This window comes from Ottowia sp. (genome assembly GCF_047975795.1).
In the GTDB taxonomy this organism is placed as follows: Bacteria; Pseudomonadota; Gammaproteobacteria; order Burkholderiales; family Burkholderiaceae_C; genus Ottowia.
Genome location: NZ_JBKEEE010000040.1, coordinates 1 through 19,684, shown reverse-complemented (window position 1 = coordinate 19,684; position 19,684 = coordinate 1). Strand labels below are relative to the sequence as shown.

18 protein-coding genes, 4 tRNA genes and 1 pseudogene are annotated in these 19,684 nt (G+C 62.3%); 4 read left to right on the top strand and 19 right to left on the bottom strand.

Annotated features, from left to right (window positions below; all coding sequences use genetic code 11):
- Positions 1-88: 88 nt before the first annotated feature.
- The 4 genes from ACK5NW_RS06060 to ACK5NW_RS06045 all read right to left on the bottom strand — a co-directional run bounded on the left by ACK5NW_RS06060 (position 89) and on the right by ACK5NW_RS06045 (position 585).
- Positions 89-164: transfer RNA gene (locus ACK5NW_RS06060), tRNA-Pro, on the bottom strand.
- A gap of 9 nt (positions 165-173) precedes the next feature.
- Positions 174-263: transfer RNA gene (locus ACK5NW_RS06055), tRNA-Ser, on the bottom strand.
- A gap of 5 nt (positions 264-268) precedes the next feature.
- A tRNA-Leu gene (locus ACK5NW_RS06050) sits at positions 269-345 on the bottom strand.
- Between the two features lie 162 nt (positions 346-507).
- Positions 508-585: transfer RNA gene (locus ACK5NW_RS06045), tRNA-Gly, on the bottom strand.
- 541 nt (positions 586-1,126) lie between these two features.
- Between ACK5NW_RS06045 and ACK5NW_RS06040 the strand changes: the two genes are divergently transcribed.
- Positions 1,127-1,498, top strand: a complete 372-nt coding sequence (locus ACK5NW_RS06040; RefSeq protein WP_416926088.1) for a hypothetical protein — start codon at positions 1,127-1,129, stop codon at positions 1,496-1,498.
- A 40-nt stretch (positions 1,499-1,538) separates the two neighbouring features.
- Here ACK5NW_RS06040 and ACK5NW_RS06035 read toward each other — a convergent pair whose 3' ends face one another.
- From ACK5NW_RS06035 to ACK5NW_RS05995, 9 genes are all read right to left on the bottom strand, one after another.
- Positions 1,539-2,270: a hypothetical protein gene (locus ACK5NW_RS06035; RefSeq protein ID WP_416926086.1), complete on the bottom strand. Its 732-nt coding sequence runs from the start codon at positions 2,268-2,270 to the stop codon at positions 1,539-1,541.
- 195 nt (positions 2,271-2,465) lie between these two features.
- A complete protein-coding gene (locus ACK5NW_RS06030) occupies positions 2,466-3,413 on the bottom strand; it encodes a phosphatidate cytidylyltransferase (protein ID WP_416926084.1) in 948 nt (315 codons plus the stop codon).
- Positions 3,410-4,150, bottom strand: coding sequence for a lysophospholipid acyltransferase family protein (locus tag ACK5NW_RS06025; RefSeq protein ID WP_416926082.1), 741 nt, complete (start codon positions 4,148-4,150; stop codon positions 3,410-3,412). Before ACK5NW_RS06025 ends, ACK5NW_RS06030 begins: the two co-directional genes overlap by 4 nt.
- A gap of 17 nt (positions 4,151-4,167) precedes the next feature.
- Positions 4,168-4,626 carry a hypothetical protein gene (locus ACK5NW_RS06020; protein ID WP_416926080.1) on the bottom strand — a complete coding sequence of 153 codons (459 nt, stop codon included), beginning with the start codon at positions 4,624-4,626 and terminating at the stop codon, positions 4,168-4,170.
- Complete coding sequence (locus ACK5NW_RS06015; RefSeq protein WP_416926078.1) at positions 4,610-5,977, bottom strand: phosphatase PAP2/dual specificity phosphatase family protein; 1,368 nt, start codon at positions 5,975-5,977, stop codon at positions 4,610-4,612. Before ACK5NW_RS06015 ends, ACK5NW_RS06020 begins: the two co-directional genes overlap by 17 nt.
- Complete coding sequence (locus ACK5NW_RS06010; RefSeq protein ID WP_416926076.1) at positions 5,974-7,734, bottom strand: bifunctional alpha/beta hydrolase/class I SAM-dependent methyltransferase; 1,761 nt, start codon at positions 7,732-7,734, stop codon at positions 5,974-5,976. Before ACK5NW_RS06010 ends, ACK5NW_RS06015 begins: the two co-directional genes overlap by 4 nt.
- A gap of 10 nt (positions 7,735-7,744) precedes the next feature.
- The gene (locus ACK5NW_RS06005) at positions 7,745-8,377 is read right to left on the bottom strand and encodes a CDP-alcohol phosphatidyltransferase family protein (RefSeq protein WP_416926119.1); all 633 of its coding nucleotides are present in this window, start codon (positions 8,375-8,377) and stop codon (positions 7,745-7,747) included.
- A 44-nt stretch (positions 8,378-8,421) separates the two neighbouring features.
- A complete protein-coding gene (locus tag ACK5NW_RS06000) occupies positions 8,422-10,392 on the bottom strand; it encodes an MFS transporter (protein WP_416926074.1) in 1,971 nt (656 codons plus the stop codon).
- Positions 10,393-10,449: 57 nt separating this feature from the next.
- Positions 10,450-11,343, bottom strand: a complete 894-nt coding sequence (locus ACK5NW_RS05995) for a hypothetical protein (RefSeq protein WP_416926072.1) — start codon at positions 11,341-11,343, stop codon at positions 10,450-10,452.
- Between the two features lie 163 nt (positions 11,344-11,506).
- On the opposite strand from ACK5NW_RS05995, the gene ACK5NW_RS05990 reads away from it, so the two are divergent.
- Positions 11,507-12,238 (top strand): helix-turn-helix domain-containing protein, encoded by a 732-nt coding sequence (locus ACK5NW_RS05990; protein ID WP_416926070.1) that lies wholly within the window; start codon positions 11,507-11,509, stop codon positions 12,236-12,238.
- Between the two features lie 100 nt (positions 12,239-12,338).
- A pseudogene (gene gstA, locus ACK5NW_RS05985) lies at positions 12,339-12,944 on the top strand (glutathione transferase GstA).
- On the opposite strand, the gene ACK5NW_RS05980 reads toward gstA, so the two are convergent.
- Complete coding sequence (locus ACK5NW_RS05980; RefSeq protein ID WP_416926068.1) at positions 12,941-13,654, bottom strand: transglutaminase-like domain-containing protein; 714 nt, start codon at positions 13,652-13,654, stop codon at positions 12,941-12,943. The pseudogene gstA and the gene ACK5NW_RS05980 sit on opposite strands and share 4 nt — an antisense overlap.
- A gap of 106 nt (positions 13,655-13,760) precedes the next feature.
- Here ACK5NW_RS05980 and ACK5NW_RS05975 point away from each other — a divergent pair, with 106 nt between their 5' ends.
- Positions 13,761-14,888: an alkene reductase gene (locus ACK5NW_RS05975; RefSeq protein WP_416926066.1), complete on the top strand. Its 1,128-nt coding sequence runs from the start codon at positions 13,761-13,763 to the stop codon at positions 14,886-14,888.
- Positions 14,889-15,222: 334 nt separating this feature from the next.
- Here ACK5NW_RS05975 and ACK5NW_RS05970 read toward each other — a convergent pair whose 3' ends face one another.
- The 5 genes from ACK5NW_RS05970 to ACK5NW_RS05950 all read right to left on the bottom strand — a co-directional run.
- Positions 15,223-16,371 carry a YncE family protein gene (locus ACK5NW_RS05970; RefSeq protein WP_416926064.1) on the bottom strand — a complete coding sequence of 383 codons (1,149 nt, stop codon included), beginning with the start codon at positions 16,369-16,371 and terminating at the stop codon, positions 15,223-15,225.
- A 124-nt stretch (positions 16,372-16,495) separates the two neighbouring features.
- Positions 16,496-17,167, bottom strand: a complete 672-nt coding sequence (locus ACK5NW_RS05965) for an ankyrin repeat domain-containing protein (RefSeq protein WP_416926062.1) — start codon at positions 17,165-17,167, stop codon at positions 16,496-16,498.
- Positions 17,168-17,187: 20 nt separating this feature from the next.
- A complete protein-coding gene (gene fghA, locus ACK5NW_RS05960) occupies positions 17,188-18,036 on the bottom strand; it encodes an S-formylglutathione hydrolase (RefSeq protein WP_416926060.1) in 849 nt (282 codons plus the stop codon).
- Positions 18,037-18,042: 6 nt separating this feature from the next.
- Positions 18,043-19,152, bottom strand: a complete 1,110-nt coding sequence (locus ACK5NW_RS05955; protein ID WP_416926058.1) for an S-(hydroxymethyl)glutathione dehydrogenase/class III alcohol dehydrogenase — start codon at positions 19,150-19,152, stop codon at positions 18,043-18,045.
- A 231-nt stretch (positions 19,153-19,383) separates the two neighbouring features.
- Positions 19,384-19,684: hypothetical protein (locus ACK5NW_RS05950; protein WP_416926056.1), on the bottom strand; the 301-nt coding region annotated here is incomplete at its 5' end.

Sequence of the window (19,684 nt, the reverse complement as noted above, 5' to 3'; positions counted from 1 at the left end):
CCCCCACTGGGGGACGGGCCGGCCGCTTCGGAGCGGCCGGGCGCGGCGGCCTCTGAACAGGCGTGCCGCGTGATCGAAGGCGGGTAGATGGTCACGGTTGAAGGTCTCGAACCTTCGGCCTCATGCTCCCAAAGCACGCGCTCTGCCGACTGAGCTAAACCGTGAAAACAAACTGGCGGAGCGTGCTGGATTCGAACCAGCGGGTCGCTTCAAGCGACCGCGGCTTAGCAAGCCGGTGCCTTCAACCACTCGGCCAACGCTCCTTGTGTGGTGCCCCAGGGGAGAGTCGAACTCCCAAAATCCTGCTTCTAAGGCAGGCATGTCTGCCAATTCCATCACCGGGGCATTGTTGGTTGTCCACTTCGGCTGTGTCCATGCGCGAGGGGCGCGGCCATCAAGCCACGCTCAGGCGAATTCGCTGCACATGAGAGGGCGACTCCCGTGCACATCCCGCCCGGCTGCGCCCGCAGCCTGCGCGTGAGCGGTGCCGCATGGACACACCCGAAGTGGAGCGGAAGACGGGTCTCGAACCCGTGGCCTCGGCCGTGGCATGGCCGCGCTCTGCCTAAACTGAGCTACTTCCGCAAAAATTTGCAAGGCGCTGTGTCGGCCAGTACCGACATCGCCTTGCGGCAAGTTGTGAAGGAACGGTGGCTTCGGATCAGAAACCATTGCGGTGCGATCACCGCGTGCCGAATCAAAAAACAAAAAGGCCCGGTTTCTTGACAGAAACCGGGCCTCTGGAATCAGAGTGGCGAAGCGCGTGCCTTACATCAAGCACACCCTCCAACCCGGTAAATAAAGCCCATCACTGCCATTCGCCCATGGCTTGCCATATATCTCGCCGCCAAAACTAACGGGGGAACAGGTCATCACAAACCCTTTATATGCAATCGACCGCAGCGCGCACGCACGCACCACCACGCCCTGGCGGGCGAGTCGGCGTGTGAGCTGATGCAGATGTTTCACGGTCAGACCTGTGCAATGAAATGGAAAAAGTAATTCGGTAAAACGGTTTTGAAAAAACAGCCTCACCGGCTGCGATGGATGAACTGTAAAGAGTGTTTACTTTGCCTGTCAAGCCCTGCGACAATCGCGGCATGCAAAGTGTGGCGAATTGACACCAATGGGCAACATCACCGTAACGCGGCGCAGCAATCTGGCGTGGTTGTTGCAGCGTTTTTTGGCCAAGCGTATCGCCCAAGGAGAGCCAGCCAAGGGGCTGGAGCAGGCGTTTGCGGCCGCGCTGCAAATCTCGCCCAGCATGCTCAGCCAAATCAAGTCGTCACGCCCCATCGGCGACAAGCTGGCGCGGCAGATCGAAGCGCTGAGCGCGCAGCCCGTGGGCTGGCTGGACGAAGCGCATCCAGAAGCCATATCCGTGCCCGATGAGACTGAGGAGCGTGTGGTCGCACTGGTGCGCGCAGCATGGCAACGCGCCAATGCCAAACAGCGGCGCGAGATCCGGCAGTGGCTGGCATCCATTGCGAGCGCATGATGCTCGCCGCGCACCTGAAAACCGTAGCTGCGTTGATTCTTCAGCTTGGCCGATACCCGATGGCACGCCCTGCAAGCTCTTCCATATATTCGCTGCGAACCCGGTGCTTCCAGTCGCGGCCAAAAGCTGCGCTGTACTGCGCGCATTCATTGTGAAGGTGGGCGCGCAGATTCTCCCAATCCTTGTCGATGAACATGGTGTAGCCATCCATACCCAGTGAACGTATCCAGCGTGGATCGCAGTAGTCCAGATGCATGATTTCAGTGACCAGCTCTTCTGGAACCAGATGGCCGTAATGCCCTTCAAAATCATCAATTTGAACGGCTGCATCGACCAGCGGGTGGCAGCCGTCTGGCCAGTACGGCGCTGATGTGTAAATGTCAAAAAAGAGGTGCTCAAACGTCTCAAACTGGGGGATGGCGCTGAGGCGGTGAACCACCATGGCTTGCAAAGGCACGCGCAAATCGTTGTCATCAGAATGCAGCCCCAGCACCCGTTGGCCGCCCACGTGCACCCAGCACCAGCGCATGTGCAGCAGCTTGACCAGGCTTTGCCCGAGAACGGCAGCGCCCAAAGAGACCCATCCGTGAAAATCGTCGGTAAAGACCTCTTGCAGCCCTTCGTAGATCACGTAATCCAGCTGGCTGACTTCGTCAGCACGACCATCGCCCACAAACCGCCCCATTTGATCGACCAGCGATTGCCTGGCATTCCAGCGCTCGCCAAAGGCGCGCATTGGCTGATGCAGCACGCACAGGTCTGCTTCGTCCATTGAAGCGATCTTGGCTTTTGAGCAGTTGCGCATCCGTGCTTTTTAACCTGTACCCATTTGCGGCGTTTGCCGCACCTGATTCCATTTTCAAATCAATAGTGAACGCGAAGGCGAAGCGCAGACACTACTGACGTACGGCAAGCTGAGCCAGCAAAGTGCACTGTTGATCTGGAAATGGAATGAGCGGCCAGTGCGCTACGGCACCCACCCGTAACGCACGGCGTGAAAGAACACCGGCGCAGCGAAGATGACCGAATCCACACGGTCAAGCATGCCACCGTGGCCTTCGATCATGTGGCCCCAGTCTTTCACGCCGCGGTCACGCTTGATGGCCGACATCACCAGGCCGCCACAAAACCCCATCACGCAAATCAGCAGCGCCAGACCTGCCGCCTGCCAGGGCGAAAACGGGGTGATGCCGTGCAGCGCCATGCCCAGCAAAGTGGCGCTGCCCACACCGCCGATCAGCCCTTCCCAGGTTTTGGAGGGCGACAGCACCGGGGCCACCTTGTGCCTGCCCAGCAGCTTGCCCCAGATGTATTGCAGCACATCGCTGCCTTGCACCACGATCACCAAAAAGGCGATCAGCAGCATGTTCTGCCCCTCAAACCCCGGTATCGGCAAAGTCAGCAGCGCAGGCACGTGGCTGATGCAGTACACGCACACCATCAGGCCCCATTGCACTTTGGAGGCGCGCTCCAAAAAGCGCTGCGTGTCGCCGCCGGTTGCCGCCAGAATGGGCAGCAGCAAAAAGGCGTAGACCGGAATCAAAATGGAATACAGCCCATACCACTCGATCCCCACCAGAAAATATTGCAGCGGCAGCGCGATGTAAAACGCCGCCGCCATCGCCGTGTGGTCGCCGCGCCGGGTGTAGGCCAGGCTTAAAAATTCGCGCAGGGCGTAAAACGACACGCCCAAAAACAGCACTACCACGCCGCCTTTGCCCAGCAAGAAGGCCAGTCCGATCAGGCCCACCATGACCCACCAGACGTTGATGCGCGCAGTGAGGTTGTCGATGACGGCATGTGGCGCGCCGTGCGCCACGCGCCACTTCAGCAGCGCGGCCACGCCAGAGGCCAGCGTCAGCACCGCCAGCACGCCTGCAAACACCCAGCCGGTCGGACTCAGCATCTGGCTCATGGCGTCACCTCTGGTGAAGAGTCGGCAGGTGCGCGGTCGTATGCCGGCTGCAAGTCCAGCAAAGCCTGGCGGGCGCGCTGCAAAAAGGCGGTCTTGTCTTCCTGCGGACAAATTGTCAGTGGCGCGCCAAAACGCACGCTGCACGACAGCGGCACCGGCAGCAGCGCCCCCTTGGGCAACACACGCTTGAGGTTCTCGATCCACACCGGCACAAAGCGCACCTGCGGGAATGCCTGACTCAGGTGGTGAATGCCGCTTTTGAGCGGCAGCAGCACCGCATCGGTGGTGTTGCGCGTGCCTTCGGGAAAGATGATCAGCGAGTCGCCCGCCTGCAAGGCTTCGCCCATTTGGGCAACGGGGTCGTCGTCCACCTGGCTCGCCTGACTTTCCGGCGGCGACATTGCCGACGGCGACACCCGCCGGATCATCAAGGCGTTGAACACGTCATGTCCGACGAAGCGGCGCACGCTGGAATGGTTCCAATAGTCTTCCCCCGCCACGGGCCGGGTCAGGGTGCGCAAGTCGGGCGGCAGCGACGCCCACAGCAGCACAAAGTCGGCGTGGCTGTTGTGGTTGGCAAAGTACACCGTTTGCGTGGCACTGGGGCCATTGCCTTCGCCCCACAAGGCGCGCACGCCAGTCAGCAGGCTGGCCCCCGCCACGATGGCCTGGCGCATGGCGCGCGCGCCCAGGCGGCGCGGCAAGGTGGTGGTGTTGAAAGTGGGAGGGTGTGACATTGTTCAATACAGGTTCATCAATACCCGTTTAAAAAGGACGTGCCGATGCCGCACACCATGACCAGCGCCGTCTGGACCAGCACCAGCCCCAGATGCCCGTACAGCAGCCTGCGGGTGCCGCGCACACGATCGGCCCACGGGCGCGGGGCGGCGCGGCGCAGGCCCAGGCGTTGCAGTCCGCCATCCATGTGGGCCAGGGACGGCAGCCTCCCTTCACCCAATTGCTGAAACAACTGCTGATCCAGCATCAGGCGGAACCGCACATAGCGCTCTGCCAGCGCCAGCACCCCGACGGCGAGCCACAGCAGCAGCAGCGTGTCCGCCGGCCACGGCATCGCCAGCAGTGCCAGCATGGTCAGCGCCGTGCAAATCAGCGCCCAGCCGCTCAGCGCACCATCGGCGTGCAGCAAGGCCGACAGCACCAGGCTGTCGGCACGCACGTCATCGCGCAGATCGTCATCAAGGGTGTTGCTCATCATTTTTGAAGATGGGTGGGGGTTTCAGCACACGCAGGCCCTGCATCCACAGTGGCCCCAGCACCAGTTGCGGCCGGGCGGCGCGCACCAAGGCCAGTGCCTGCTCGGCAGAGGCTGCCTGACCATACCGCAATTGCCAGGCCGCCACCGCTGCGGCGCTGCGCGAAAAACCCAGCGCGCAGCACACCCACACGCCGCTGGATGAGGTTTGCCGCAAAGCCTGAATGTGCTGCGCCGCCCGGCGCAGCGCGGGCGCATCGGCAGCCACCAGATCCAGCCAGGGCAGGCAGCGGCTGCCGGGCTGCACCGCTGCGGGCAAAGGCAATTCAGCGCACAGGCTGAACACCGCCGGTTGCCCCGCGGCCAACCACTCTGCGCTGCTCGGGCGACGGCCCAGCCACAGGCCAGGTGCCACCTGTACTTTGGCAGGCAGCCGCCGCGTCCAGGCCCAGGCATTCAAGGCCGCGCCCCATTGGTAGGGGGCCAGCAGCCAGCGGGTCGACCAGTGCATGCGGCCCGTGCCATCCATGCGAAAACCACGCGCGCCAAAACCCAGATAGTTCAGCGCCACCACGGCCAGCGAGGCCGCAGGCCAGCACAGCCACAGCGCCCAGCCACCGCCCATCAGCCCCAGCGCCCAGCACGCCAGCGCGCCCAAGCCGTAAAACAGCGCCAGCTTGCGCCGCTGCCGGTCGCGGCTCAAACGCCAGGCGGCGGGCAAAGACGCTGCGCGCTCCAGCGGCCACAGCCACACGCACGCCACACCCAGCAAAGCGCCGGTGGGAATGTCGATGAAGTGGTGTTGATAGGTAGTGAGTACCGACGCGCAAATCGCCAGCGTCCACACGTGCAGCACCACCCGTTGCCACGGCTTGGTCCATAACTGGCGGTACCAGTCCCACAAAATGACGGCCAGTGCAATGTGCAGCGACGGGGCCTGGTTGAAAGGCTGGTCAAACCCACGCAGCGCGTTGAACAGCCAGGCCGCAGCGCCGTGCGCCTCAGGCTGGCCAAAGCTGAAGTGCAGCGGCCACAGCACAAAGCAGGTCACGGCCACGGCCTGCGCGGTCAGCAGGCGGGCGGCGTGGCGGTTGATGCGGTGCGTGCTGCAACTCAAAAACAGCGACAGGCCGTAAAAGACGTTGATCGACCAGTAGGGAAAGATGGTCCAGTCCCAAAACGGAATGTGCCGCTCCCAGTCGAACACCACTGATGGCACGTGCCCCGCCGCCCACTGCCGCCCGGCCCACCAGTTGGCCAGCCCGTAGGTCAGATAAAACAGCGGCCCCAGCAGGGCCAGCCAGGCCGCAGCCAGCCGCCACGGCCACGCGCCGGGTGCGCAGGGCTTCATGCGGGTTCGCGCACCGCCAGCGACACGGTAAAGATGCCCCATTCATCCACGCGCTGGGTGATCTTGCGAAAGCCTGCTGCGGCCACCAGCTGGTCCATCTCGGCCTGCGTGCGCCGCCGCATCACCCAGGCTTGGCCTTGGCGGTGGCTGGTCAATGCGCGGGCAATCAATTCCAGTTGCGGGTGCCAGGGCTGGCCGGTGTAGACCAGATAACCGCCGGGCGCGATGCCGTCGGCCACGCCCGCCAGCGAGCGGGCCACCATGGCGTTGTCGGGAAACAGCTCGTACAGCCCCGAGACGGTGACCAGATTGGGGCGCGGCTCAACGATGGCCAGTTGCTGGCGGTCAAACGCATCGCCTTTTTCAAAGCGCACACGCTCTTGCAAGCCACGTTCGGCAATCAGCGCCTGCCCGTCGCGCAGGTTGATGTCGCTGTAGTCGCGCAGCAGGGCCGATTCCACCGGTACCGGGCTGCTGGCGATGGCATCCAGCACATAGCGGCCATGGCCGGCGGCAATGTCCATCAGGCGCACCGAGTGGCCCGCAGCCGCCAGGCGCTGCATGGCTTCGCGCAGCAGTTCTTGCACATGGATCTTGCGCTGGCGAATGCCGCGCCAGCCGATCGAGTTCAGATAAGCCCGGTCGATGGCGGTGCCGATCAGCGGTGCGCCCTGCGCCTGGTTACGGTACACGTAGTCCAGCGTGCTGCCCGAGTCAAACCCGGTCTCGTGCCCCAGGCGCACGCCCTCAGACAGTTGGCCGCCCAGCTTCAGGCTGGCACGGGTCAGGCTCCAGTACACACCACGCGGCGACAGCGCGGGCAGCGGCTGGCTTAATGCCTGCGCCTCGTCGGCGGTAAAGCCTTGCTGATCGGCTTGCAGCAGGTTCACAGGTACATCGGGGGCGTCAAAGCGCTGCAACAAAAAGGTGCGCAGTGCTGCCACGGCGCTGGCGCGGTCACGCTCGCCCAGCGTGTCGTGGAAAAAACCGGGCAGCTCGACTTTTTCTTTCGTGGCGCTGCCCAGGCGGTCAAAAAACTGGTGCTGCGGCGGGTGGTGCACCACCCAGTCGTCACCTGAAATCAGCAACTGCGTGGGCACCACGATGGCGGGCGCGTCGGCCACCACACGCTCGGCGGCGCGGTACAAATCGAGCAGGATGTTGACCGCAATCGGGCGCGTGATGAGCGGGTCGTTCTGGTAACTCGCAATACGCGCAGGATCGTGCGTCAAGAACTTGGGCTTGACGTAGCTGTTGACGAAAAACAACCCCCGCAGCTTGTGCATCAACGCCAGACCAGGGCGCGCCAAAGGCACGTACAGCTTGACCTTGAACGCGGGCGAGGCCAGCGTCATGCCGCGAATGGGCGGCGCGTAGTCGTGCGCCCAGGTGGCAATCAGCACCGCGCCCACGCTTTGGGCGATGACGTACACATCATGAGGTGCCACGCCGTGCTCGGCGTGGATGTGGTCAACGAAGGTCTGCACGTCACGCACCGAAGTGCCAAAGCTCGGGCTGTGCCCGCGCTGGCCGGGTGATCGACCGTGGCCGCGCGCGTCCCAGGCAAAAAAATCAAACTCCGGCAGATTCAGCTCGTCCACCAGATGGGCCATGCGCCCGCCGTGTTCGTGCCCACGGTGGAACAGCACCACCGCACCGCGCCGCACAGGTGCCGTGGCAGGCCAATGGCGGTAAAACAGCGCCACGCCGTCGTGGGTTGAAAATTCGCGCTCTTGCGCGGTACGAGGCTCGGTCATCGACTCCCTTTCAATGTTTTGTGCCCGCGCCGGTTTTCAGCGCGCTCAACTCGGCCAGCGCCCCGCGCACGCGCCGCACCATGGTCAGCACCAGCAGTGCCGCCATCACCGGCAGCACCCAAACCGTCCACGTAGGCGACGCCCAGCCCAGCGCCGCCAGCAAACCCAGCGCGCCAAATGCGAAAGCGCGATCGCTTTTGCCCATGGGGCCGTCGTAGCGGCGCGAGGCACCGACACTGGTGCCCAAGGCACCGGCATATTCCGACAACGCAGATAAAAAAATCACCAACGCCATCCAGATCGGCGGGTTGGGCAGCAGCCAAACAAAGGGCAGGTACAGCGCGGCGTCAGACACTACGTCGGTCAGCTCGTTCAGAAAAGCACCCAAGGGCGTTTGCTGCCCGTGTTCGCGCGCCAGCATGCCATCCACCGCGTTGAACGCCATGCGCAGAAACATCCAAAGCGGCACCAAGGCGTAGGCCCAGGCCGGTGGCTGCGCAAAGTACAGCGCAGCGCCCAGCACCACCGACACCACGCAAGCGGCCACCGTCACCTGGTTGGCAGTGACGCACGCACGCGCCAGGCGCGCGACTAGGGGGCGCAGCAGGTTTTGAAACGCGGGTTTGAGCTGGTAAATGGACATCAAGGTGGCAATCAGGATGGCAAAGGCAACGAAGGTAAGCGCTCTCAAGCCGCCGTATTTTCAGCCAGCAAACCCTGCACCCGATCGTGCAGCGCCTCGGGCGTGGCGCACTCTGGTGCCACGGCCTCGCCCACATTCAGCCCCACGCGGCTGAACATGCCACGCCGAAAAGGCCGGGTCATGGCCCCGCCATTTTCAATCCGGCTGAAGTACGACCCCCACAGGTTGGTCAGCGCCATGGGCACCACCGGCACGTTCAGGCCATCGGCTTTGGCCTGCGTCAAAATTTTCATCACGCCCCCTTTAAAGGGCTGCAACTGGCCGTCACGGGTGATGCCGCCTTCGGGGAAGATGCCCAGCAGTTCATCGTCGCGCAACACCGCAGCGGCTTCGGCAAAGGCGCGCTCGTAAGCGGCAGGATCGTCTTTTTGCGGCGCAATCGGGATGCACTTGGCCATGCGGAACACCCAGCCCAACACCGGGGTTTTGAAGATCCGGTAGTCCATGATGAAGCGGATAGGCCGCGGGCTGGCCGCCATCAGCAGCACGGCATCGACAAAGCTGACGTGGTTGGCCACCAGCACCGCCGGGCCGTTGGCGGGAATGTGCTCGTCGCCGCGAATCTTGTAGCGGTAGACGATGCGCGAAAGCACCCAGGCCACAAAGCGCAGCAGGTATTCGGGCACCAGCAAAAAGATGTAGCCCGCCACCACCACATTGGCCAGCGCCACCGCCAGAAAGATTTGCGGAATGCTCAGGCCCGCAGCCAGCATGGCCCCAGCGATCACGCTGGAGGCGATCATGAACAGCGCATTCAAAATGTTGTTGGCCGCAATGATGCGCGCGCGGTGCGTGGGCTGGCTGCGCAACTGAATCAGCGCGTACATGGGCACGCTGTACACCCCGGCTGACAAGGCCAGCAACGCCAGATCGGCCATCACCCGCCAATGCGCGTGCTGGGCCACGAAAGCGCCAAGGGTGTAAACATCGGCGGGCGGCAGCGCACGGCAGGCAAAGAACAAGTCCACGCCAAACACGCTCATGCCAATGGCCCCCAGCGGCACCAGACCGATCTCGACATGCCGGTGGCTGAGCACCTCGCACAGCAACGACCCCACACCAATGCCGATCGAAAACACCACCAGCAGCAGCGAAGCCACCTGCTCGTCGCCGTGCAGCACGTCTTTGGCAAAAGCTGGAAAGTTGCTCAAAAACACCGCGCCAAAAAACCACATCCACGAAATGCCCAGCAGCGAGCGGAACACCGCAACCTGCCCGTGCGCCAGCTTCAGGTTGCGCCAGGTTTCCGTTGCCGGGTTCCAGTTGATCTGAAGCGACGGCGCGGTGGCGGGCGTATCCGGGATGAACTGCGCCGCCAGTCGCCCCACAACGGCCAGCGCCACGCAGGCCCAGGCCACGTAGTGCACCCCCACATCCGGCACGGCAACGATCAGCCCACCTGCCACGTTGCCCAGCAAGATGGCTAAAAAAGTACCCATTTCCACCATGCCGTTGCCACCCGTGAGTTCACGCTCGCCCAAGTGGTAGGGCAGATAGGCAAACTTCACCGGCCCAAAAATGGCCGACTGCGCGCCCATCAAAAAAATACACAGCAGCAGCAGCAGCACGTTGGAGGCATACAGGCCCACGGCGGCCATCGCCATGATGGCGATTTCCAGCCACTTCACCCACAAAATCAAGGTGCGTTTGTCGTACTTGTCGGCCACCTGGCCGCTGGTGGCCGAAAACAGCAGGAACGGCAGGATGAACAGCGCCCCGATCACCAGCCCCGCCATGGTCGGTGGCAGCCAACTGACGCTGAGCTGGTACGTCACCATCACCGTGAAGGCGAACTTGAACAGGTTGTCGTTGGCCGCCCCGGCAAACTGCGTCCAGAAAAAAGGCGCAAAACGCTTTTGCCCCAGCAAGGCGAACTGGTTAGGCTGGCGCGGCGGCGATGGCGTGCGCGCTGGTGCTGAATCGGCCACGGCGGGGCTGCCAGAAGGCTGGCTCATGGTGCAAAACTCCTCAAATGGGCAGTCATGTTTTTGGGGGGACGTGCTCAAAGCCCATCAGCGGATTGTGAAGGCATTGCACGCCGCCGACATGGCACCATCCAGATCACGTTTCAGACCACGCGCTTGCACCTGCGCTGCGCGCACCACCGGCCAAATGGCCAGTGCCGCCACCACATGCTTGGCGCTGTGGCCAGAAATGACGCCCTGCGTCCAGGCAAACACCGCCGCATCGGCCATCTCCAGCACCTTGGCCACCGCATACAGGGCAATCACCACCCAGATCGAAAAGCCCAACGCGCCGGGGCGGGGCGTGCGCCACGCCAGCGCCGCCAGTACCAGCAGCCCCGCGCCTTGCAGCACCGCCCACGGCGTCATGTTGCCCTGCCAGGCGACGAGCGCCGTGGCCGGTGCCGCCGCCGCCACCACCAGACACAGCGCCACACCGGCGCGGGCGCTGATGCGCTCGCACGCCGCCAGCCCCAGCAGCCCGGCAAACGCCACGCTCATGCCCAGCCGGTCCAGACACAGCCCGGCATCGTGCGGATGCAGGTGGTAGGCCGACGAACACAACGCCGTCAGCAGCAAGCCCACGCCGGTCACCGCCATCAGCCCGTCCTGGGCATTGAAGGCCGCGTTAATTTGCTTCCAATTCAATAGCTTGTTGCGCAATATAGATAGGCGCTGTAGCCTGTTTTGGCCTGTCACCCACAGCAGCCAGCCGCCCATCAAGGCAAACGGTAAATTGCTCAGCACATCCATGGCCCTTGGCAACACGCCCCAGGCGCGCTGGTCTACAAAATCATGGTAGCCCGCAGGCAAGCCCTGCGCTGGCAACAACGCGGCCAGCAGGGCGAACGCGGCCACGGCCAAAATCAGCCCAAGCTCTACGCGATTTACCCTGGCTGCCGGATAAGCTGCGGCACGGGTCAGCGGTGAGGTGAAGTTCATGAGAAACATCCTGCCAAGCAAAAGATAAAAACGTGTGCCTGTACGGCACCATGGCAGTCATTTTCAAGAGCTTGCGCGTGCTGGGCGTTATTTTTGATCTGTACCGAAACTGACGCCACAATAGGTATTAAAATTTGATACTTCGCCGATGTTTTAATCGTCCATGAGCACCACTGCCGACCTTGTTGCCGCCGTCAAAAAAGAACTGAAGGCCGCCCAGATGACTTATGCCGATCTGGCACGCGAGTTGGGCATGGCCGAATCCAGCGTCAAGCGCATGCTGGCCAAGGGCGACATGCCGCTGTCGCGCGTGGATGCGATTTGCCGCGCGCTGAAGCTGGACTTTGCCGAGCTGGCCCAGCGCGTGGCCGATGCGCAGCCGCTGCTCAAAGAGTTGACGGCGGAGCAAGAACGCAGCGTGGTGGCCGACGACAAGCTGCTGCTGGTGGCCATCAACGTGGTCAGCCAGTGGACGGCCGAGCAAATTTGCACCCGCTACCGCCTGAGCGAGGCCGAGGTGGTGAAGTACCTGGCGCAGCTTGACCGGCTGGGCATCATCGAGCTGAAACCACTGAACCGCTACCGGCTCAAAGTGGCCAAAACCTTCCGCTGGCGGCCGCACGGGCCGGTGATGCAGTACTTTCGCGAAAGCGTGATGCTGGACTATTTTGGCGGCGGCTTTGATGGTGACGGCGAAAACCTGCAACTGGTACACGGCAGCATCAGCCGCGCACTGGCCCCGGCCTTTGCCGAGCGCCTGCAACGCGTGGCGCAAGATTTTGCGCAGCAGCACCAGACCGACCAAAAGCTCAAAGACACTGATCGGGAGGGCTACACCCTGGTGCTGGCCATGCGCCGCTGGGAGTTGGCGGCCTTTACCCGGCTGAGAAGATAAGCCCCGGCTTTATGACGCAGGAGCATATGCCCCTGCGCGGCGCAAGACTGCGGTGCTTTTTGTATAAACATCTTCCGTCCACCTTTTGAAAGACCTGCCCATGAAGCTGTTTTATTCCCCCGGAGCCTGCTCGCTGTCGCCCCACATTGCGCTGGAAGAAGCAGGGCTGAAGTACGAAGCCATTCTGGCCCCCACCAAAACCAAACAATTGCCCGACGGCACTGACTTCCGCACCATCAACCCACTGGGTTATGTGCCCTATCTGGTCAACGACGCGGGGCAGGGGCTGGCCGAAGGCCCGGCCATCGTGCAGTACATTGCCGACTAGGCACCCGACAAAAAGCTGGCCCCGCCCAACGGCAGTTGGGAGCGTTATCAGCTTCAAAGCCTGCTGAACTTCATCGGCACCGAAATTCACAAGGCTTTTGGCCCCTTGTTCACCCCCGGCACACCTGAAGAGACCAAAACCGCAGCCAAAGAACGCCTGGCCAGCCGCTTCAAGTGGATTGACGAGCAACTGGCAGGCAAAAACTATCTGATGGGAGAGCAATTTACCGTAGCCGACGGCTACCTGTTCACCGTCACCAACTGGACGGTGCCGATGAAGATCGATCTTGCGCCGTATCCAAACTTGGTGGCTTTGCGCCAGCGCGTAGCGGCGCGCCCGGCGGTGCAAAAGGTGATGAAAGACGAGGGTTTGGTTTAACGATTCATCTTTTTTTGCGCAGCACCCACTTCCTGCGCCACATCAGCCTGAAAGTCGCTGCTCGCCAGATGGCTGCCTAGGCCATCGCCTTCAGACAACCAACCGGAATAGGTGGCGCGAAAATCCGCCACGATCTGTGCCAGCGGCATGTCATCAAAACTGCCGCGCTGGCGCACGTATTCCATGTGCCGCTGGCCCGCCTGATCCAACTCGTGGTACAGCGAATCGTGCTCACCGTCAAATTCCAGCGGGTGAAGACCCAGCTTTTCACACAAACTCAAATTGAAAGCCGGCGTGGCTTTGCGCCAGGCACCGTCCAGCCAGATGTCGGTATAGCCGTGCCAGATAAACAAATCCGTTTTCATGGTCTGGCGCATGCGTTCGGTCGATAAATGGTTGCGCACATCGGCAAAGCCTACCCGCGCGGGGATACCCGCCGCGCGACACACAGCCGCCAGCAAGGCGGCTTTGGGCACGCACCAACCATAGCCTTGCGCCAGCACGCTGCTGGCACGCATGCCTTCGGGCGACAGATCGATCCGGTAGGGGTCGTAGCGAAAGCCATCGCGCACTGCATAGGTCAGTGCCACCGCACGTTCGCGTTCAGTGCGGCCCTGCGCATGCGTACGCGCAAACGCTTGCACGGCCGGGTGGTCTGCATCTATCAACGGCGTGGCCACCAGCGTGGCGGCAGAAGGCGTCTCACTCATGCTTCAACCATAACCCAACCGGGCGTGCTGGCCTGTCACCAAGCCCACACCCGCCTGGCATTGGCACAATGGCTGGGTTCAAGTCTTCCCGTTTGAGGTGCCCGTCATGCCTTTGTCGCTTTTCAGTCCCGCCCGCGTGGGTGCCATCGACGTGGCCAACCGCGTCGTCATGGCCCCGCTCACGCGCAACCGCGCGCCGAATGCCGTTCCCACGCCGCTGATGGCGACCTATTACGCCCAGCGCGCCGATCCGCAGCGCGGCGCGGGCCTGATCGTCAGCGAAGCCACCGCCATCTGCCAGCAAGGCCAGGGCTATGCCGACGTGCCTGGTCTGTACGGCAGCGATCAGGTCGATGGCTGGAAGCAAGTGACCCGCGCCGTGCACGCCGCAGGCGGCAAAATCGTCTGCCAGTTGTGGCACGTGGGCCGCGTGTCGCACGACAGCCTGCAACCCGAAGGTGCTGCCCCGGTGGCCCCTTCAGCCATCCCGGCTGAAGCCAAAACCTACCTGAACGCTGGCCCCGACGGCGGCCGCTTTGTGCCCACCAGCGCCCCGCGCGCATTGCACCGGCATGAAATTCCCGGCATCGTGCACGCCTACGCTGCGGCAGCGCGCAACGCTGTCAAGTCAGCCGGGTTTGACGGCGTGGAAATTCATGGAGCCAATGGTTATTTGCTGGACCAGTTTTTGAAGACTGGTGCCAACCAGCGCACCGACGACTACGGCGGCTCCATCGAAAACCGCGCCCGCCTGATGCTGGAAGTCACCCGCGCCGCCGTCGACGCCGTAGGCCATGACCGCGTGGGCATCCGCCTGTCGCCCGTCACCCCCGCCAACGATATCGTGGACGCCGATCCGCAACCGCTGTTCGATTACCTGATCCGCCAGCTTGCCAGCCTGGGGCTGGCCTATGTGCACGTGATCGAAGGGGCCACCGGCGGGCCGCGCACGCTGCCTGATCGCCCGTTTGATTACGCCGCACTCAAAGCCGCTTATCGGCAAGCAGGTGGCCGCGGGGCCTGGATGACCAACAACGGCTACGACCCGGCCATGGCGCAAGAGGCCATCGCCTCAGGCCGCGCCGATCTGGTGGCCTTTGGCAAAGCCTTCATCTGCATGCCTGACCTGACGGCCCGCATGCGCCAGGGCGGCCCTTACCAAGAGCTGGACAAAGCCACCATGTACGGCGGCGGTGCCAGAGGCTATACCGATTACCTGATGCTGGACGCTTGAATCAACAACCGTACCTTTGCTTGCCTGACCTGCCGGAAACTACAGCGAAAGCCCCAAAGCGTGGCCGCATTTCAATGCCCGAAATGCGGCAGGCCCTGCATTCGTGTGCATTGGAAGCTGCACGTCCCCGCTCCAAAAAAACGCCGCAAGTGGGATGCCTTCTGGCAACAGTACTTGCTGGAGCGGCGCTTGCTGGAGAATTTTTATGCGAGCCGAGGCCCAGATGATGAACTGCATCTGGACTTGCTCAATCAGGTACACATCCGACGGCGGCCGCATCGTTGACGCCATCCATGCACCTGATTAACCCGGCAAGCCGGTCGGCCACTGCCATTCAAAACGCCAGCCGCGCCACGCTTTCGTTGCTGCCCTTGGGCGCTTGGCGGTTGTTCTTGATCGACACGAACACCACGTTGGCCGCCTCGTCCAGCGCCAGGCTGTTGGGATGCGTGGGCAAATCCACACTGCTGAGCTGCTGGTAGCTGCCGCTGTCGTACACCGTCACGCTGCCCGCATCGCGGTTGGTCACGTACAGGCGTTTGCGCGTGGCGTCCAGCTTCAGCGCCACCGGTCCGGCCCCGGTGGCCATGCTGTGCACTGGCGCGCCGGTGCTGGCATTGAGCACCAGCACGTTGTTGCCCGGCTTGGGCTGGAAGTTGGGGTTGGCTTTTTTGCGCGCCTCCAGTCCACGCCCGCTGACTTCGCGGTTGACGGCCAACAGGCGGTCGGTGGCCGCGTCATAGGCCAGGTTCAAAGGCTGGTCGCCACCCACGTCATAGCGCTTGGCAATTTGCAGCGTGCGCGTGTCGACGGTGAATACCTGCCCCGCCAAGTTGGCCACGAACAGTCGGCCACGCTGGGCATCCAGCGCCACCCCGGTGGCCATGCTGCCAAAACCGGGCAACACTTTTTCCAGCTTCAGCGTCTTGGTGTTCATCACATACAGCGCACTGTCTTCGCGGGCGTAGCCGGGCAGGTACAAGCGACCATTGGCGCTGTCGAGCGCCAGCTCGCGCAGGCCGTGATCAGGACGATCACGGCCTTTGTCGTCCTTGGTTTTCTTGGTCAACTGCACCGTGCTGATGACCTTGCCAGCGGCCACGTCCACCACCGAGACCGCGCCATCAACCGAATGACCAACGTACAGCCGCCCGGCCGCGTCGTCCAGCGTCAGGCCAAAGCCCTTGGTGGGCAGCACGATTTCAGACTGCACCGTCAGCGTGGCCGGATCCAGCCGCAACACCTTGGATGCCTCGGCCTCATCGCCAAAGCCGCCGGTGGACGCCACAAAAACCGCCTTTTGCCGGGGGCTGTAGACCAGCTCGTAAATGCCTTTGGCCAGCGCCTTGCGCTGCACTTCTTGTTTGGTCGCCACCGCCGTGGCTACCGATGGGGAAGAGGCCGTCGGGCCAGACTGGGCACAACCCACCAAAAACGCAGCAGCGGCCACAGCAGAAAGCAGGAAAATTCTGGACGACAGCATCGATCAGCCTTTCATCAAATCACAAAGAAAAGAGCGCGGGTGGAACCCGCCCTCCGCTCAAAGCCAGTCCAACGAGAAATGGCAAGCCTTTGTTATTTATTCTAAATAAAAATTGTTTTTATTTTTATTTAATGCTGCCTTGTGTGCTTCTGCCTTGCTTTTCTTTCAGGTACGCGATCACTTTGGGATAGCCGTCCTTTTGCACGATCACGCTTTGGGCGATGTCCAGCGCCGTCTGGCCACGATGATCTTTGCGCCCCATATCGGCACCCTGATCGACCAGCAGCTTCACTCCCTCCAGGCGGCCATACTCTGCGGCCTTCATCAATGCAGTGGCACCGTATTCGTTCGACAGGTTGATATTCGCACCCGCAGCCAGCAAAGTACGCAACAGCTCCAAATGTCCCTGCTGGGCCGCGATCATCAGCGGTGAAACACCATGCGCCAACACATCCACCTGGGCGTGTGATGCCAGCAACAATCGCACCGCGTCCAACTCCGCCTCACCCATCGTGGCCTTGTGCAAGGCCGTGAAGCCGGTCTTGTCTTTGGCATTGACATCCGCTCCTGCCATCAACAAAAATTTGACCGCCTCCATCTCTCCCGTCCCGGCCGCATTGAGGAGTGGCGGGCCGCCAAACTGATCGGGCGTGTTCAGATCGGCACCGGCTTCAATCAGCTTTTGCATGACGGCCACATCACCCTTCATCGCGGCCAGGTACATGCGGGTGTCTTCGCTGCCCCAGACTGATGCGGCCATCAGGGCCGTCAGCATCAAGGCCAAGGTCTTTTTCATGATGGCCATTTTCTTTCTCATCACAGACCCAGCAGTGCACGCGCATGGTGCGCCACATGGTCATGCATAAAACTGGCCATCAAGTAATAGCTGTGGTCATAGCCTGGCTGCATGCGCAGCGTGAGCGGGTGAGCGGCCTGGGCGCAGGCCGCTTGCAGCAGATCGGGCCTAAGTTGTTGCGCTAAAAATTCATCCGCATCGCCCTGATCCACCAACAGTGGCAAGCGCTCCTTGGCCTGTGCGATCAGCGCCACCGCATCGTGCTGCGTCCAGGCAGCGCGATCGCCCCCCAGGTAAGCGGCGAACGCCTTTTGCCCCCAAGGCACCTGACTGGGGGCCACGATGGGCGCGAACGCGCTCACGCTGTGGTAACGCCCAGGATGGCGCAGCGCCAGCGTCAACGCGCCATGCCCGCCCATGCTGTGGCCGAAGATGCCGCGCCGGCCGGTGGCCGGAAAGTGCTGCTCGATGAGTGTCGGCAACTCATCGGCCACATGGCTTTCCATCTGAAAGTGCTTGGCCCACGGCGCTTGCGTGGCGTTGAGGTAAAACCCCGCACCCTGACCCAGATCGTAAGCCGCATCGTCGGCCACGCCCAGATCACCGCGGGGATCGCGCGGGCTGGTATCAGGGGCTACCAGGATCAACCCATGCGCCGCCGCATGCTGCTGCGCTCCGCCCTTGGTGATGAAGTTTTGCTCGGTACAAGTCAGCCCCGACAGCCAGTACAACACCGGGCAGCGCTGGCCCGCCAGCGCTTGCGGCGGCAGGTAAACACCCAGCTTCATCGGCGTGCCGGTGCTGGTGCTGTCGTGTTGCCAGACTTCCTGGCGGCCGCCGAAGCTGGCGTGGTGTTCGATTCGTTGCATGGTTGCTCAATACCTCACTACACTCCGAATCGACTTGCCCTGGTGCATCAAATCAAACGCCTCGTTGATATCCGTCAGTGGCATGGTGTGCGTCACGAAGGGCGCAAGCTCAATCTTGCCGCTCATGGCATCTTCCACCATACCGGGCAACTCACTGCGGCCTTTGACGCCGCCAAAAGCCGTGCCCAGCCAGCGGCGGCCGGTGACAAGCTGAAAGGGGCGGGTGGAGATCTCTTGCCCCGCACCGGCCACGCCAATGATGACGCTCTGGCCCCAACCACGGTGCGCGCATTCCAGTGCGGCACGCATCACGCCCACGTTGCCGATGCATTCAAAGCTGTGGTCAACGCCCCAAGTGGTCATGGCCACAATCACGTCCTGAACCGGTTTGTCGTAGTCTTTGGGGTTGATGCAGTCCGTCGCGCCAAAAGTGCGGGCCAGGTCAAACTTTCCTGGGTTGGTGTCCACGGCGATGATGCGGCCCGCCTGGGCTATTTTTGCCCCCTGGATCACGGCCAGCCCAATGCCGCCTAAGCCAAACACGGCCACGGTGTCACCCGGCTGCACCTTGGCGGTATTTTTAACCGCACCCAGGCCGGTGGTCACGCCACAGCCCAGCAGACAAACCTGTTCGGGGTTGGCCTTGGGGTTGACCTTGGCCAGCGATACTTCAGCCACCACCGTGTATTCGCTGAAAGTGCTGCAACCCATGTAGTGGTAAACCGGCTGGCCGTTGTAGGAAAAGCGCGTGGTGCCGTCGGGCATGACGCCCTTGCCTTGCGTGGCGCGCACGGCCACGCACAGGTTGGTCTTGCCGCTTTTGCAAAACAGGCATTCGCCACATTCGGCGGTGTACAGCGGAATCACGTGGTCACCGGGCTGAACACTGGTGACGCCCTCGCCGCATTCCACCACCACGCCTGCACCTTCGTGCCCCAGCACGACGGGAAAAAGGCCCTCGGGGTCATCGCCACTCAAAGTGAAGGCATCGGTATGACATACGCCGGTGTGGGTGATCCTGACCAGCACCTCGCCTTTTTTGGGCGGGGCCACGTCAAGCTCCACAATTTCAAGCGGTTGACCGGCCTTGAAGGCCACAGCGGCGCGGGATTTCATGATGCTTTTCCTTGATGATGAGGTGATGGGAGCGTTTTGCGTGTCAGTTTAGCTGCCGGCTTCACCCCACAGCGCTATGGCTACAACGCCATTGCACAGCGCCATTGAACGCATCGACACGGACCCCTTTGAGTAGCCGCTGCTGCCATGTCCAGCCCTGACAGCCCTACCCACAAACCCGCGACCACGGCGCGGCCCGTGATTGTTGACACACGCCATCGCGTTGTGCCGTCAAGCCGCATCACATCCACCTTTACGTCTGGCATGCCATCGGCGATAGATCATCATCATGGTGCAACCCAGCGTCCATGCAGTAAAAAACACCGCAGGAACGCCCCAGATGGTTCCGCCTGCCGTCACGTTGCCTCCACCCAGGGTAAGGCAACTGGAATTGGTGAGCGCATCGATGCAGTCAGAAGTGGCCCCGCTTGTCTGAACAGATTTACCCCGAGAGATAAAGAGACTGCAGGCGGGTTGAAGAGGTGCAGAGTTGTCCACGGCGGCGGTCGGTGCCTGCGACGAACCGGTCGAC